Genomic DNA, 12,985 nt, shown 5'->3' on the forward strand with positions numbered 1-12,985 from the left:
GGGTCGGCGGCCGCGCGGCTCAGGCGCAGATCGGGCAGCGGTGGAAGGCGTCCGTCGACTCGTGGCAGAGGTCGATACAGCGGCGGCACCAGGGCGTGTCGCGGTGCTGGGCGTGGCCGTCGAAGCGGGTGTCGGCCGGGTCGAACGGGACCTTGCACTTCCCGCAGGCTGCTGGCTGCTGCTCGGCACCCTCGTCCTCACCAGAACCCGCGGCCAGGAAGTCGCGGACGGCCCTGTCGGCACGGCCGGTCTCGGCGTCCCGCCTGGCGAGCTGGTCGATGAGGTACTTCCGCTGGCCCTTCAGGCGGTGGACTTCGGCGAGCAGCGCGTCGACGTCCTGCCGGGCGTGCCGCACGAACGCCTCGTCCGCGGCGGCATCGTCGCCGTCGCCGAAGTCCAGCGTTCCCACGCCGCGGAGGTGCGGGCCGCGGAGGTAGGCGTAGAACTGCGGGCCGTACTTGGAGTACTCCTCCCAGGGGCCGGGGGTGGCGGCGTTGGCGCGGGCTTCGATGTGGTCGAGCTGCTCGTCGGTGAGCGGGGTGGGCTGGCTGGTCATGGGCTGGTTGCTCCTGAGTGGTTGGGGTGGTGTGCGGATGGGCGCGGTCAGGCGCCGCGGGTGTTGAGGCGGGAGGGGCTCCGGTACTCGCAGCGGCGGCTTCGGAGGATGCTGGCGAGCGGACACGTCGGCTGAAGCGGTGCAGGGGTCCAGGCGAGGGCCTTGGCGAACTCGGGGAAGCGGTCGTTGACGACGGGGAGGGCGTACCAGTCGAGGGGCTCGCCGTTGATGGCGTCGACGGGCCACGTGTAGTGGGCGAGGAAGTTGCCCCACGGGGCGTCGTCGCCCCAGGCGGTGAAGGGGACGGACTCGAAGACACCGCCGCCCCATCCGCTGTGGACGGACCAGATGATCGGGACGGCGTCGCTCTCCAGCCACTCGCGGTGGCCACGCTCCAGGTACTGGACGTACTCCTCGAACTGGCCCTGCCCGTCGAGTTCCCAGACGTCGTCGACCATGGCGGAGCAGTCGAGTTCGGGGTACAGGAAGAGGTCTGAGCGGTGCTCGTGGCCGGATTGGCGCCCGGTGTAGGTCCAACGCCCGGTTCCGGCCGGGAGGGCGGTGCGATCTGGGTTGCGGTTGTGGACGACGTTGTACTTCGGCCGCTCGGTCTTGATGGCGGCCTTCTCTGCGGTGAGCGCAGCGTCTCGGCTGGGGTGGTGCTCGACCTCTATGCGGGCGACGTTGAGGTACCAGGGCTTGTCGTCGCCGTGTTCGTCGAGGCGGCGGGGGATGCGGTTGGTGATGCCGATGTAGAGGAGCTGCGTGGTGGAGTCGTAGAAGCGGTAGAGGCTGACAGTGGTGTGCATGGGGTGCTCCGTGGGATTCCTGTGGCGGTCGCACCCCCTCCCTCTACGTAGTAGAGGGGGGTGCGTGAGTTTCCGGCGTGAGTTATGTGTGAGTTTTTGATCTGGGGATTCCTTGATCGTCGTGAGGGGCGTGAGTTTCCGCGTGAGATACCCGCGTGAGTTTCGGGCCGTGAGTTTCTGACCTGCGGATACTGGGGGTTCGTGAGTTTCGTGAGGTGGCGTGAGTTTCTGCGTGAGTAAGGCCGTGAGTTTCCGCGTGAGTTTCCGTGAGGATCATGAAGCGACCTCTCCGCCCGGGCTGAACGCGGCCACGTAGCCCGACTCCTTGCCCCGCCCACCCCCGTTGGCGATCTTGTGGGCGAGCCCCTTCTCAACGAGCTGCTCCAGCCGTCTGCGGGCCTTCTCGACCTCGGAAGCGGACGGCTTGCCCTTGTCCGGGGAGTAGATCTGGCAGGCCAGTTGCTGGGCCGTCAGGGGCCCCTTGGCGTGGGCGAGGATGTCGAGGACATCGACCTCGTGCCAGACCTCGGTGACGCCGCGGGGGTGGTCGTGCTTGAGGCGCCATGGGCCGCACTCGGACGACGGCTGCTTGAGGTGCTTGAAGGAGACGATCGGGTCACCGGCCGCCCCCCACAGGGAGACGACGGATCCGGCGCCCGCAGTGATCCACGTGGATCCGTACAGCTCGTCGAGTCCGGTGGGTTCCTTGCCGGAGTCCTTGCCGCCGCCCTGCTTGCGGTGGTGATGCAGGGCCATGACCTCGACGCCCTCGACGAGGGTGCGCTGGATCGCGGAGTTGATGGCCTGCCCGCCTTCCTCCTTGGCGAGTTCGCCGGCCATGTCCTTGAGGGAGTCGACGCAGACCATGTCGGCGCCAGCCTGCTGGCACAGGCGCAGGAGGATGCTGGGGTCCTTGACGAAGTCCCGCGGTGGCGGCCCCGGCCAAAACGTCAGGTGCCGGTCGAGGAGTTCGCGGTGTTCGGGCGTGACCATGCGGGCCATGGAGCGGGCGGCCTGCTGGGGGCGGTCGGAGGCGAGGTAGAGGACGCGCTTGGCGGGCCGCACGGCGAAGCCCAGGGCGTGGGGGCGGACGCCGATGGCGGCGAGGAGGACCTGCTGCCCGAGAGTGGTCTTCCCGACCCCAGGAGGTCCGGCGATGATCAGGGCTTCGCTTTCTGCCCACAGGACTTGGCCGTCTTCGCCCCAGACTGCGGGGACGGTGTCCGGCCGGTCGAGGATGAACGACCCGCCAGGCACGAAGCGGGAGGTGCCGCCGGAGTCGCGGCTGGTGCGCTCTTGCACGTAGCCCGTGATCTGGTCTTCGAGGTCGTCGATGTTGCCGCCGGTGAAGACGCCGGAGCGCAGTCGGACGGCGAGGGCGTCGATGCGCCGCAGCCGGGTCTTCTCGCGGACGAGCTCGGCGTAGTACGCGGCGTCGCCCGGGCCCGCCTCGCCGGAGATCTGCCAGATGAGCGCCCCACCGTCGACTTGGCGGAGCTGGCCGAGCTTCTCGATGGCGGCTTGCAGGCTGATGGGGTCGGCGTGCTTGCCCTCGGAGAGCTGGTGGCCGATGACGTCCCACAGGATCTGGTGCCCGGGCACGGTGAAGTCGTGGCTGTCGATGAGTTCTGCGGCGCTTTGGTGCTCGGCGGGCTGGTGGATGCAGCGTGCCAGGAGCGCGCGTTCGGCGGCTGGGTCAGCGGGGGGCGTTCGGCTGAGGCCGTCGTCGTCCGCCTCGTTGCGCGGGATGTGGCGGACGTTGTCCACGTGCTGGCTCCTCAGAACAAGGTGGTGGGGTCGGCGGGCGGGCAGCGGTGTTCGGTGACGTGGGGGTGGGGGCAGTCGGGTGGGTGGGTGGAGCCGAGCCAGATGAGGCGGCGGGCGCCGAGGCTGCTGGTTTTGAGGCACCAGATGAGCCGGTTGGGTTCCCGTAGCGCCTGCTGCTCAGCGGCCGTGAGGGGGGTGAGGTCGGCTGTCACGCTCAGCGCGGCCCGGTCCCCGACGAGTTGGCGGAGGATGGGGGCGCCGCACGAGGGGCAGCGCTGGGGGCCACCGCCCCTCGCGCGGCCGCCCATCAGGCGGGGGTCCCGTTCATGACGGGCTGCTCGATCTGCTCGCCGATGGCGGTGACGACGTCGGTGAACGCGGTCCGCAGGACGTCGGCCGGGCGCTCCAGCTTGTAGCCGAGCTGGAGCGGGCCGCCGTTGATCCGGTACCGCAGGCGCGCGGTGAGCTTGTAGCCCTCGCTGCCTTCGAAGGGGACGAGGCCGACGACGAAGGTCTCGGGGATGACCAGCTCGCCCTTCTGCCCGGCCTTCGCGGTGACCGTCTCGACGTAGGCGAGCTTGCGTTCACCGGACTGGAGGCGGGTGCCGGACTGGAACTCGGCCTTGGCGACGCCCTGGATGGACTGGGCGATCTCCAGCATGGTGGCGGCGGAGGGTTCGAGGAGTTCGGGGAGGTGGTCCTCCAGGAACTCGGCGAACTGCTCTTGGCACATGAGCTTGCCGTCGAGGGCGAGCCACTGCTTCCACGCTTCGGTGGTGCGCAGGGCGAGGGTGAGGCGGTGGTCGCTCCAGCGGGCGGTGTCGCCGGTGTGGGCGTCGAGGACGGCGGTGACGGTGAGGCGTTCGGCGTCGGCGTAGACCTCGGTGTCGGTGTCGGCGTGCTTGCCGAAGTAGGCGTGGAAACTTTCGGTGTCGCGGACGGTGGTGGTGCCCGCCTTCCGCGGCGGCTGCCCGGTGTGCTCGGGCCCGGTGAGGTCGACGGTCTTCACTCCAGCCGCAGTGTGGAAGGCGTGGACCTTGCCGGGTTCCAGCGCGACGGGCGGGGCGGTACGGAGGGCGGTGTCGACGATGGTCTGCGCATCGCCGGTGGTGCTGCTGAGTTCGGTGATGGTCACGATCAGGCGTCCTTGTAGGTGTCGTTGGCGGGTGCGGTGCGGAACTCGATGGACATCTGGCGGGGGTCCTCGCGGACGGGCTGGCCGTCGTCGTCGAGGAAGTAGAGGGACTTGACGGGGGTGGGCTTGGGGGCCTTGACCGCGGACTCGACGCCGATCGGGAGCGGCGCGGACTCGACGCCGTTGGCCGGGGGCTCGACGACGATGGTGATGCGGAGTTCGCCCTTCTTGCCGTGGGCGCGGACGGCGTCGAGGAGCTGGTGGAACTCGGCGGAGAGGTCTTCGTCGGTGCGGCCGTTGAGGTGGCTGGCGAGGAACGCGGCGACGGGCGCCTGCTGGTGGTCGGTGTCGGGCTGGGTGGTCACGTGGTGGCTCCTTGCTGGTTGGCCGGGCAGGTGGCCCGGTGGTCGGTGATCGGGTTGTTGCGGATGTGGAGGCCGCCCATCGAGGCGCTCACCCGGTGTCCTGGAGGCCGTGCCACTGCTCGTAGCTCCGGCGCCGGCGGCTGGCCTCGCGCAGGGGGTTGTCTTCCAGGCAGGCGGCGGCGACGCAGCCGTCGCGGTCGCAGGTCCGGAGCACGTGTCCCACGGGCGGGCGCCCGTGGGCGGCGGCGAAACCGAGCTGGTTCACGGTGTAGGAGGTGCCGCGCACGCTGATGAAGTGGCGGGGGTCGATCCAGATCAGGTGTCCGTCTTCGGGCAGCGTGTGCTGCTCGTAGATGTGGCGGAGCAGGGTGATCGGGTCCTGGGTGGCGTCGGCGACGGCCCGGGCGGTGATCCCGCCTGCCTTGCGGAGGAAGGTCTTGCGTTCGCTGACGGTGCAGCCGCCGCGCATGGCCCACTGGTCGCGTTCGGTGTAGGCGGCGGTGAGGCACTGGACGCGGACCGGGCACCGGGCGCAGATTCGCCGGGCTGCTTCGGTGCTGGCGTCGTCGCGGGCGTAGAAGATCTCCCGGTCGGCGGTGAGGCAGGCGGCCTGGTCGCGCCAGTCCGTGCGGCGCGGAGGGGTGAGGCCGTGGGCGGAGGCGCGGCTCATGAGCGGGTCACCGCCTCGCGGGTCGGCCAGCGCACGGAGTCGAGCGCGCGGCGCCGGTCGTCGGCGATGACGGCGAGGGGGTAGCCGAGCCAGTGCAGGCCCATCGCCATCAGGACGTAGGCGTCGGCCTCGTCGTACCTGGCCGCGCCCTCGGTGGTGATGCCGTAGGTGTCGGCAACGGATTGCCGCAGCGCGGCCTTGAGGGCCGTGCCCTTCAGGCGCTTGCCGGTGCCAGGGTCGGTGGGCGCTGCGGTGCCGACCGCGTAGATCATGCGCTGGCCGGGGGTGACGACGGCGTAGGGGATGCGCCGCTTCCACAGGTCGTGGCGGACCATCCACCGCATCGCGGCGAGGGCGTCGGCGCCCTGGTTGTTGTGGCCGTAGGCGGCGCCTTCGATGACGACGAAGTCGGCGTGGCGGGTGTGGTCGGCGATCCCGGCGAGCTGCTGCTCGAAGCGGGAGTGCTGGGACTGGCCCTTGGCGCGGACGTAGTCGGTCCAGCCCTCGCCTGCGATGCCGGTGATGCCCATCGCGACGTCGAGGCCGATCACCTTGGGGATCTGGCTGTGGTTCTGGCTGGGGATCTGCGGCCCGGCCGCAGCGGCCGTGGCCTCCAGGCCGAACAGGGTGTCGCTCATGCCAGCACCGCCGCGACGCGGGCCCCGAGCCACTGGGCGACGTTGCAGGACACGGCGTTCCCGGCCTGCATGGTCTGCTCGCCCTTGGTGCCGTGGACGATGTAGTCGTCGGGGAAGCGCTGCGCGAGGAGCTGCTCCCGGGGCTGGATCATCCGGTAGTGGCAGTCCTCCAGCGCCGGGGCCGGGCCGAGCAGCCCGGCGGAGTCGACGGTGCCGAGCGTGTGCAGCGGCTCGGCCACCGTCTTGGACGCGGCGTTGCGGTAGGGGACGACGAGCCAGTGGTGGCGGCCCTGCCCGGTGACGGTGTCGACGGGCTCGGAGACGGGGCGGGCGGCGCTGTTGCGGCGGAGGGTGACGATGAACGAGTCGTCGGCCTGCGGCGGGGTCACCAGGGCCTCGAAGCCCTTGGGGTTGGCCATGCGGGTGCGCATCGGTTCGGAGGTCGTCGTGCACGTGGTGTTCCAGGTGCCGCCGGACGGCACCAGGACGGCGTCGCCGATCTTCGCGGTGCGCGCGGGCAGCGGCCCGGCGTCGGCGGGGAAGGCGCGGCCGTCGTGCCCGCCGTGGTTCACGGTCAGGACCATGCGGCGGTCGCCGAGGAGATCGAGGCCCTTGCGGATGCGGGCGACGGTGTTCTCCGCCAGCGGTCGCAGCCCGTGCGTCTCGCGGTCGGCGATGCGCACCCCGAGGTTCGACCAGTCGATGATCGAGGCGGCCGGGCGGACGTACGGCTCGACGACCGCGTGACGGCAGCGGGGCCCGTTGGGGCAGCGGTAGACGTACTGCTGCCCGTACTTGCCCAGGCGGCGGCCGCCCTCCTTCTTCCAGGACTGGAACGCCGCGACCGTCTCCTCGCACACCGGGCACCAGGCCCGCGGGCGCGGCGCGACATCGGGCAGCGGGATGCCCTCGCGGGTGCACACGATGTAGATCCGGTCCCGCCACTGCGGGGCCGCGTCGTTCCCGTCCTCGTCTCCGGCGTGCGCGCTCGACAGGGACACGAACTGGATGTTGTATCCGAGGGTGCGCATCCCGGAGAGCCAGACGTCGAACAGCTCCCAGTCGGCGGCCTCCATCACGTTCTCCACCAGGACCGCGCGGTAGCGGTGGACCTCGGTGGCGCGGATGACGTCCCAGAACGTGGCCCGGGTGCGGTCGAACGCGCCCGAGCTGATCGGCCCGAACTCCTCCAGGCCGAGCTGCCCGTGACCGGCATCGGAGCGGCGGGCCTTACGGCGGCGCCCGCCCGCGGGGCTCAGCTCGGTGCAGATCGGGGACGCCCACAGCACGTCGGTGTGGGGCAAGCGCCGCATGTCGTAGTTGTTGACGTCGGCGCACAGGTGGTCGGCGTCGCGGTGGTTCGCGGCGTGAGTCTCGATGGCGCGCTGCCAGTGGTTCGCGGCGAGCCGCAGCTCGAAGCCGGCGGCGACGAGGCCGGTGGAGGATCCTCCGGCGCCGCAGAAGATGTCGGTGAAGGTCAGGCTCATGTCGAGTCCCCCGGGGTGTTCGTTGAGCACGTCCAGCAGGTGCGGCTGCCGTTGCGGTTCACCGCGTGTGCGGTCTCGCTCTCGCACTTCTCGCAGTGCGCGTACTCCGCGCCCACGACCTTGTCGCGGCGCAGGAGCAGGGCCAGGGTGTCCTCGTCAGTGACCCCGTGCGGGGCGGGGCCGACGGGCGGGGCGATCGGACCGTCGGGCAGGAGGAGCGGCCGGGGCCGGTGACGGCCGGTCGGCGCGACGATCTGCCGGAGGACTCTGAAAGGGCTGGTCATGGCGCGCTCGTCTCCTTCGTGGCGCCGGGGCTGGGAGGTCGGCGCCAGGCGAGGACCGCGGGGGCCGTCGCCCCGCAGGCGTCATCGAGCCGGGCCTGAAGCAGCGCCCGGTCCCGCTCGCCGCGGGCGAGGTCGGCCCGGTAGCGGGCACACGCCCGGGCAAGGCGGTCGATACGGTCGGCCTGGCCCTCAATGTCCGCGTCGTGCGCGCCCTCGGCCGCGAGCAGCTGCTCGATCCGCTCAGCCAGGGCCGTGTTGCGGCCCGCGGTACGGACAGCGGCGGCGCGCTGCGCGGCAGCCTCCGCACGGGCGGCATCCCGCTCAGCGCACGCCGCGTCCCGCTCGGCCTCCGCGCATGTCGCGCGGATCTGCAGGCAGGACATACGCCTGACGCGCCGTAGCCAGATCTTCCGGCCCCACATCAGTGGTCACCGCCCTGACGCTGGGCCGGGACGAGGGGCCAGCGGCCATCCACCACCGCGTCCGGATTCCCGGAACGACGAAGGAAGCCCTGGTAGTTCGCGGCCCACCGCTCGTGCCAGTGCACCTGCCAGCCGTGCAGGACCCGCGCAGGAACCTGCACCCCTTCGTGCCTGTCGGCGAGAGCCCGAGCCACCCCGAGCGCGGCCAGCGCGTCAGCATCCGCCGTGTGCGCGTCCGTCAGCCCGACGCCATAGTGAGCCGCGAGCGACTCCAGGTTCCGGCGCCCCTTGCGGTACTTGTCGACAGCCCGGTCAAGGACCAGAGGGTCGATGATCGGGGCCACGGCGCCGATCCGGTCGGCGACCGTCGGGACTCCGTGCCGTGCGCATTCGGCGTCGAGCAGGGACAGGTCGAAGGGCGCGTTCATCACGACGAGCGCGGCGTGACCGGCCGACAACTCGCCAGCGAGCGCGTCAGCGACCTCCTCGACGACCTGCTTGGCCGGGCGACCGTGAGCCCGGGCGTGCTCGGTACTCACCCCGTGGACGTCGTACGCGCCCTTCGGGATCTCCGCCCCGTCCAGGTCGGACAGCCAGCGCAGGACCTCGCCGTTCGGCCGGACGAGGGCCGCGGTGACGATGCGGTCGGTGGCGGTGCTCAGACCGTTGGTCTCGCAGTCGTAGGACGCGAGCGGCGCGCGGTGCCAAGGAAGTTCGACGTGCCCGGTCAGGTCGGGCTGCACGGCGGTGTTCACTCGGCACCCCCGGCGGTGAGCTCCGGCAGCACGGCGGCGGCGAGCCGGCCCTCACGCCAGGCGGCCATGACCTGGTCACGGCCGTCCTTCTTGAACCGCACGCTGTGCGTACGGGCCCGGGCCGGTGCGATCGCGACCCCCGGAACGTCGTGGATGACGCCGGTCTCCCCGTCCGCCCACTCCGTGCTGCCAGACGCCGTCAGCTCGGCGAGGAGCTTCTTCGTGAACGCCTCGCGGACCTCGGTGACGAACCGGCGCTCGATCTCGCTGGCGAAGTTCTCGCGGACCCAGTCGGTGAACTTCCCCTCGTCGACGATCTTGGCGGCGGTTTCGCCGGAGGCAAGGCTGACGGAGGCGATGTCTGGGCCATCGGGCAGGGCGACGGCGACCTGACGGGCGCCAGTCTCCTCGGCGGCGGCATCGAGGAGCGTCTGCGTCTCGGTGCGGGCCTCCTTGTAGGCGTCGTTGACGACGTCGAGGAGGGTCTTCAGGAACGCCTCACGGGCTGCGGCGTCTTTCAGGCTCATGTTCGTGATCTCCTTGAGGGAGCGGGGCCCTGCCTGCTTGCGTCGGGCAGGACCCCGTCGGCTGCGGCGGATCAGGCAGCGGTGCCGGTGAGGATCTGCGTCATCTCCCGCAGCTCCTTCGCGCCGGCCTCGCTGATCGGCAGGCCGTAGGACCGCTCGAAGTCGGCGTCGACGGTGTCGAGCCCGACGGCCGCGGCGGCAGCGCGCAGTTCCTTCTCGGCGGCCTGCGCGTCGGCCACCAGGTCTACGGCGGGGGGCTCGACGACCTCGGCGTCCACGACCTCGCCGCCGCTGTCGACTGTCGGGGCCTGCTGCTCGGCGGCGGCCTTCTCCTTGCCGATCGCGACGATCTCGTTCAGCACATGCGCGGGGGCGCCCGCCTGCTTCGCTGCCTGCCAGACCGCGCGGACTGCGTCTGCGTCGGCTGCCTCGGTCGCTTCGTTGATGAAGTCCCGGCCGCCGGACAGGTCGCCTTCTGCCTCGGCGTAGGACGTCGGCGCGGGCTTGGCCCACGGATCGTCGTCGCCCGGCTGAACCCTGCGCAGGTGCCGCTCCCCGCCCGCCGGGTTGTCGGCCTGCGCCATCTCCTCGGCCGTGTACACCCCGGCCAAGTCGTGCGGGAACGCCATGCGCAGCGCGAGCGCCTCGGCGCACTTCGCCGTCATGGTCGCGGGCATCTTGCCCCACAGCCCCGACGGCTCCCCGCCCTTCTTCGTCTGGACGTACTCCGTGTACCGGGCCACCGCCGAGAAGCGCATCCCGTTCCGGATCACGGTGACCTTCGCGGCGGCGGGCGGCGCGTCCGACAGCCACACGTCCTGCCACCGGCCGTCCTTCGCACACCACAGGGTGTCCTCGTAGCCGAGCGCGTGCCCGGCCTCAGCGGAAGCCCGGTGCGCGATGACGCGATAGCCGTCGATGCTGGTCTGCGGGGTGTAGACCTTCCGCTGCTGCTGCCCGTTCCACCGGCCGATCAGATAGATCTGGCGGGAGAACGGGTCCAGGCGAGTGCGCTGGCAGAGGTGGAGGAACGCGGACAGCTCGGCGGGGGCCACCTGGTTGTCGATGCCGGACTGCTGGAGTACGGCCTGCTGGTCCGGGGTCCAGTTCGTCTGGTCGGGGCGGATGGCGAGGGTGCCGCCGGTCTTGGCGAGTTCGGCGCTCACGGGCGCACGTCCTTCCCGGGATTCGGGTGCTGGTGGGGTGGGTCGGGTCGGCTGGCCGGGCCCGGCGGCCGGGACCGAAGTCCCGGCGCGCGCGGTCGTGTTCGTCATGCGGCATCAGCCCCCTCAGCCGGAGCCGGAGCCGCAGCGGGCCGGAGCGCGCGGACGGCGTCGTCCCACGCGGCCTGCCGCGCCCACACCGCGCCGTACGCGGCCTCCGCGCGGGCAGCGATCGCCCGAGCCCCAGCCCGCCCGGCGAGAACCTCGCCCCGCGCGATCTGGCCCAGGACGCGCTCGGCGTCTTCGCGCGGAGTCATCGCGAGCCACCCCCCACGTACTGCACGAGGACCTCGCACCCGTACTCCGTGAGCCGCGTCCGGGCTCGGAACGCACCCGCAGGCCGGTACACCGACACCTGGCTGAGCCTGGCTCCCGCGGTATGGATGTCGTGGACGGTGCCCTCGGCGGACTGGCTGGACCGGTACTCGCCGACGACGTGCCAGACCCCCGGCTCGCGGCGGGCGAGAGAGGCAATGGCGGCGTGGTCGACGCGCGGTCGAGGAGCGAGGCGGCTCATGAGCGGCCGTCCTTCCTGGTAGCGAGGGTGAAGAAGCGGCGTTCGTCGACCTCGTGCCGGTCGAGGTGGCCCCAGAGGTGGAGGTGGCGGAGGTCCCTGCGCGCGACCGCACGAAGGCGCCCGCTGGGGGCTCCGGCCGGGGCGAGCGGAGTACCGCGGTACAGGGCCTGGACGCGCTTGGTGGTCCACTCCCCGCCTCGGGCACGGATCGCGTAGAGGAGCGCCATGAGGCGGCCGGCACGCTCGCCAGGCCCGCGGCCGCACTTCTCCTCGATCCCGTCCGCCGTACGACGCAGGCGCTCGACGGCGTCGCCTCGGCCGGGGTCGCACTCGTAGTCCTGCGGCAGAGCGCTGATCGCGTCAGCAGCCCTGCGCAGCACGGCGGCCTCGGCCAGTTGAAGGGCGCGGCTCGCGGTCGCCGGGTCCGGGTGGCGGGCGATCAGCGTGGAGAACACGAAGTCGTCGGCGCTCATGCGGCACCACCGATCTGGCGCTGCTCGGGCAGCGGGTTCGCCTTGAGGTGGGCGCGGGTGCGAGCGTGCGACGGGTGCTTGATCAGCGACGCGCCCTTCGACGAGCGCTCGGCGCGGGCCGGGTTGAAACGGCCCAACACGGCGATCGCCGCGTCCAGTTCGTCCCGCAGCCGCAGAGCCGCCGTCAGGTCCAACTCGACCTGTGCGTCGTCCATCGCGGCCGCGTCCTCGACGTGCTCCACGAGCGCGTCCAGCTCGCCCTCACGCGGTGAGGCCACGGCCTCGGCGAGCGCGTCGAGCTGCGCGATCACGTCCTCGCGGGCCTCGTCATCCGACGCCCACGTCGCGACCAGGGAGACGAGCGTGTCGTGCCGGATCCGGTCCACGCGGAGGATCGCGGCGAGTTGGTCGACACGGAGACTGAAGCTGACCTGCGGGTTCGTCGACTCGTTCATCGGACGACCCCCTTCCGGGCAGAGAGGATCAGGAGGAGAGCGGCGGCCGACAGCGCGGCGCGGGCGTACGCCTCACGCGCAGCGGCCGGGGTGGCACGCAGCCACGCGGGCGTCAGGTACTTGGCGTTGACCAACAGCAGCCACGGCACCAGCGACGCCGCGAACACGCTGACGGCGAAACAGATCGCCGCCGCGATCTCAGACGGGGACTCGGTCACGGCGCACCGTCCGTCTCGGGCAAGTCCCGGGGCACGAGGTAGTCGCGATGCAGCGGCGACTCGTACGGCTCCTCACGGAGCGCCTGCGTGGGGGCGAGGAACGCCGTCAGCCGGTCCGCCGACACCTCCACCGACGGCCGCCGCTCGGCCTCCAGCTCGGCGACCCGAGCCCGCAGCTGCTGCAACTCCGCAGCCACCTCAGGCGACATGAGCATCCCCGCCGCATCGACCGCGAACGCGATCCCCATCGGCGTACGGTCCCGCTCCTGCGCCCGGCAGATCACACCAGCCAGATGGTTCAGCGCGTTCGTGTTCACGCGGCCACCGCCGCACGGATGTAAGCCATGACCGACTCGCCCATCGGCACCGGCACCGACACCCTCACCGGCACCGACGAACCGTCCGCCCGCGGCGGCGTCGAGGTGAGCAGCGTCCACAGCTCCAGACCGTCACCGGCCGAACTCACGTGGACGATCCCGCCCCGCTCCCGGAGCCACTCGCCGAGGTCATCCAGGTCGGGAACCGTCACGAACACGGCCTCCGGCCGGGCGATCACGGTCGGCGCGGGCAGGGCGTAGAAGTCGAGCATCGCCTCAACGGCGACGCGGTTGTCACTGATCAGCCCGAACTCGCTGAGCGGTCGGACGACGATAGGCTCCGCTTTCACGGTGACCTCATTTCTTG

At 71.5% G+C, this 12,985-nt stretch carries 21 protein-coding genes; all 21 read right to left on the reverse strand.

The annotated features are described in order from the left end of the window. Nucleotides 1-19 precede the first annotated feature (19 nt). The 21 genes from ACZ6AA_RS12175 to ACZ6AA_RS12275 all read right to left on the reverse strand — a co-directional run bounded on the left by ACZ6AA_RS12175 (nucleotide 20) and on the right by ACZ6AA_RS12275 (nucleotide 12,968). A complete protein-coding gene (locus ACZ6AA_RS12175) occupies nucleotides 20-556 on the reverse strand; it encodes a hypothetical protein (protein ID WP_471457722.1) in 537 nt (178 codons plus the stop codon). Between the two features lie 47 nt (nucleotides 557-603). Further along, a complete protein-coding gene (locus ACZ6AA_RS12180) occupies nucleotides 604-1,365 on the reverse strand; it encodes a GIY-YIG nuclease family protein (RefSeq protein ID WP_471457724.1) in 762 nt (253 codons plus the stop codon). Nucleotides 1,366-1,638: 273 nt separating this feature from the next. Next, entirely contained in the window at nucleotides 1,639-3,132 is a 1,494-nt protein-coding gene (locus ACZ6AA_RS12185; protein ID WP_471457726.1) for a DnaB-like helicase N-terminal domain-containing protein, read from the reverse strand. Nucleotides 3,133-3,143: 11 nt separating this feature from the next. After that, the gene (locus ACZ6AA_RS12190) at nucleotides 3,144-3,440 is read right to left on the reverse strand and encodes a hypothetical protein (RefSeq protein ID WP_471457728.1); all 297 of its coding nucleotides are present in this window, start codon (nucleotides 3,438-3,440) and stop codon (nucleotides 3,144-3,146) included. Beyond that, complete coding sequence (locus ACZ6AA_RS12195) at nucleotides 3,440-4,267, reverse strand: YfdQ family protein (RefSeq protein WP_471457730.1); 828 nt, start codon at nucleotides 4,265-4,267, stop codon at nucleotides 3,440-3,442. Before ACZ6AA_RS12195 ends, ACZ6AA_RS12190 begins: the two co-directional genes overlap by 1 nt. 2 nt (nucleotides 4,268-4,269) lie before the next feature. Further along, nucleotides 4,270-4,632 carry a hypothetical protein gene (locus tag ACZ6AA_RS12200; RefSeq protein ID WP_471457732.1) on the reverse strand — a complete coding sequence of 121 codons (363 nt, stop codon included), beginning with the start codon at nucleotides 4,630-4,632 and terminating at the stop codon, nucleotides 4,270-4,272. A gap of 88 nt (nucleotides 4,633-4,720) precedes the next feature. After that, nucleotides 4,721-5,302, reverse strand: coding sequence for a WhiB family transcriptional regulator (locus tag ACZ6AA_RS12205; protein WP_471457734.1), 582 nt, complete (start codon nucleotides 5,300-5,302; stop codon nucleotides 4,721-4,723). Further along, nucleotides 5,299-5,940, reverse strand: coding sequence for a hypothetical protein (locus ACZ6AA_RS12210; RefSeq protein ID WP_471457736.1), 642 nt, complete (start codon nucleotides 5,938-5,940; stop codon nucleotides 5,299-5,301). The genes ACZ6AA_RS12205 and ACZ6AA_RS12210 overlap by 4 nt, the downstream gene beginning before the upstream one ends. Beyond that, complete coding sequence (locus ACZ6AA_RS12215) at nucleotides 5,937-7,427, reverse strand: DNA cytosine methyltransferase (RefSeq protein WP_471457738.1); 1,491 nt, start codon at nucleotides 7,425-7,427, stop codon at nucleotides 5,937-5,939. The genes ACZ6AA_RS12210 and ACZ6AA_RS12215 overlap by 4 nt, the downstream gene beginning before the upstream one ends. Further along, nucleotides 7,424-7,711, reverse strand: coding sequence for a hypothetical protein (locus ACZ6AA_RS12220; RefSeq protein ID WP_471457740.1), 288 nt, complete (start codon nucleotides 7,709-7,711; stop codon nucleotides 7,424-7,426). Before ACZ6AA_RS12220 ends, ACZ6AA_RS12215 begins: the two co-directional genes overlap by 4 nt. Then, on the reverse strand, nucleotides 7,708-8,094 hold the full coding sequence (locus tag ACZ6AA_RS12225; protein WP_471457742.1) for a hypothetical protein: 387 nt from the start codon (nucleotides 8,092-8,094) through the stop codon (nucleotides 7,708-7,710). The genes ACZ6AA_RS12220 and ACZ6AA_RS12225 overlap by 4 nt, the downstream gene beginning before the upstream one ends. A gap of 38 nt (nucleotides 8,095-8,132) precedes the next feature. Further along, entirely contained in the window at nucleotides 8,133-8,888 is a 756-nt protein-coding gene (locus ACZ6AA_RS12230) for an exonuclease domain-containing protein (RefSeq protein WP_471457745.1), read from the reverse strand. Next, complete coding sequence (locus tag ACZ6AA_RS12235; RefSeq protein WP_471457747.1) at nucleotides 8,885-9,415, reverse strand: hypothetical protein; 531 nt, start codon at nucleotides 9,413-9,415, stop codon at nucleotides 8,885-8,887. The genes ACZ6AA_RS12230 and ACZ6AA_RS12235 overlap by 4 nt, the downstream gene beginning before the upstream one ends. Before the next feature lie 71 nt (nucleotides 9,416-9,486). After that, nucleotides 9,487-10,581 carry a phage recombination protein Bet gene (gene bet / locus ACZ6AA_RS12240; protein WP_471457749.1) on the reverse strand — a complete coding sequence of 365 codons (1,095 nt, stop codon included), beginning with the start codon at nucleotides 10,579-10,581 and terminating at the stop codon, nucleotides 9,487-9,489. 104 nt (nucleotides 10,582-10,685) lie between these two features. Next, nucleotides 10,686-10,895 (reverse strand): hypothetical protein, encoded by a 210-nt coding sequence (locus tag ACZ6AA_RS12245; RefSeq protein WP_471457751.1) that lies wholly within the window; start codon nucleotides 10,893-10,895, stop codon nucleotides 10,686-10,688. Beyond that, nucleotides 10,892-11,155 (reverse strand): hypothetical protein, encoded by a 264-nt coding sequence (locus ACZ6AA_RS12250; RefSeq protein WP_471457753.1) that lies wholly within the window; start codon nucleotides 11,153-11,155, stop codon nucleotides 10,892-10,894. Before ACZ6AA_RS12250 ends, ACZ6AA_RS12245 begins: the two co-directional genes overlap by 4 nt. Beyond that, nucleotides 11,152-11,628 (reverse strand): hypothetical protein, encoded by a 477-nt coding sequence (locus ACZ6AA_RS12255; protein WP_471457755.1) that lies wholly within the window; start codon nucleotides 11,626-11,628, stop codon nucleotides 11,152-11,154. Before ACZ6AA_RS12255 ends, ACZ6AA_RS12250 begins: the two co-directional genes overlap by 4 nt. After that, complete coding sequence (locus tag ACZ6AA_RS12260; protein WP_471457757.1) at nucleotides 11,625-12,083, reverse strand: hypothetical protein; 459 nt, start codon at nucleotides 12,081-12,083, stop codon at nucleotides 11,625-11,627. Before ACZ6AA_RS12260 ends, ACZ6AA_RS12255 begins: the two co-directional genes overlap by 4 nt. Then, on the reverse strand, nucleotides 12,080-12,301 hold the full coding sequence (locus ACZ6AA_RS12265) for a hypothetical protein (protein WP_471457759.1): 222 nt from the start codon (nucleotides 12,299-12,301) through the stop codon (nucleotides 12,080-12,082). The genes ACZ6AA_RS12260 and ACZ6AA_RS12265 overlap by 4 nt, the downstream gene beginning before the upstream one ends. Next, nucleotides 12,298-12,618, reverse strand: a complete 321-nt coding sequence (locus ACZ6AA_RS12270; protein WP_471457761.1) for a hypothetical protein — start codon at nucleotides 12,616-12,618, stop codon at nucleotides 12,298-12,300. The genes ACZ6AA_RS12265 and ACZ6AA_RS12270 overlap by 4 nt, the downstream gene beginning before the upstream one ends. Next, nucleotides 12,615-12,968 carry a hypothetical protein gene (locus ACZ6AA_RS12275; protein WP_471457764.1) on the reverse strand — a complete coding sequence of 118 codons (354 nt, stop codon included), beginning with the start codon at nucleotides 12,966-12,968 and terminating at the stop codon, nucleotides 12,615-12,617. The genes ACZ6AA_RS12270 and ACZ6AA_RS12275 overlap by 4 nt, the downstream gene beginning before the upstream one ends. Nucleotides 12,969-12,985: the final 17 nt, after the last annotated feature.

The sequence above is a fragment of the Streptomyces sp. NPDC040610 genome, from assembly GCF_055594065.1.

Bases quoted from the DNA above. Each gene is read 5' to 3' on its own strand.
- ACZ6AA_RS12175 (WP_471457722.1), bottom strand. From the start codon at position 556: ATGACCAGCCAGCCCACCCCGCTCACCGACGAGCAGCTCGACCACATC.
- ACZ6AA_RS12180 (WP_471457724.1), bottom strand. From the start codon at position 1,365: ATGCACACCACTGTCAGCCTCTACCGCTTCTACGACTCCACCACGCAG.
- ACZ6AA_RS12190 (WP_471457728.1), bottom strand. From the start codon at position 3,440: ATGGGCGGCCGCGCGAGGGGCGGTGGCCCCCAGCGCTGCCCCTCGTGC.
- ACZ6AA_RS12205 (WP_471457734.1), bottom strand. From the start codon at position 5,302: ATGAGCCGCGCCTCCGCCCACGGCCTCACCCCTCCGCGCCGCACGGAC.
- ACZ6AA_RS12210 (WP_471457736.1), bottom strand. From the start codon at position 5,940: ATGAGCGACACCCTGTTCGGCCTGGAGGCCACGGCCGCTGCGGCCGGG.
- ACZ6AA_RS12215 (WP_471457738.1), bottom strand. From the start codon at position 7,427: ATGAGCCTGACCTTCACCGACATCTTCTGCGGCGCCGGAGGATCCTCC.
- ACZ6AA_RS12220 (WP_471457740.1), bottom strand. From the start codon at position 7,711: ATGACCAGCCCTTTCAGAGTCCTCCGGCAGATCGTCGCGCCGACCGGC.
- ACZ6AA_RS12225 (WP_471457742.1), bottom strand. From the start codon at position 8,094: ATGTCCTGCCTGCAGATCCGCGCGACATGCGCGGAGGCCGAGCGGGAC.
- ACZ6AA_RS12235 (WP_471457747.1), bottom strand. From the start codon at position 9,415: ATGAGCCTGAAAGACGCCGCAGCCCGTGAGGCGTTCCTGAAGACCCTC.
- ACZ6AA_RS12245 (WP_471457751.1), bottom strand. From the start codon at position 10,895: ATGACTCCGCGCGAAGACGCCGAGCGCGTCCTGGGCCAGATCGCGCGG.
- ACZ6AA_RS12250 (WP_471457753.1), bottom strand. From the start codon at position 11,155: ATGAGCCGCCTCGCTCCTCGACCGCGCGTCGACCACGCCGCCATTGCC.
- ACZ6AA_RS12255 (WP_471457755.1), bottom strand. From the start codon at position 11,628: ATGAGCGCCGACGACTTCGTGTTCTCCACGCTGATCGCCCGCCACCCG.
- ACZ6AA_RS12260 (WP_471457757.1), bottom strand. From the start codon at position 12,083: ATGAACGAGTCGACGAACCCGCAGGTCAGCTTCAGTCTCCGTGTCGAC.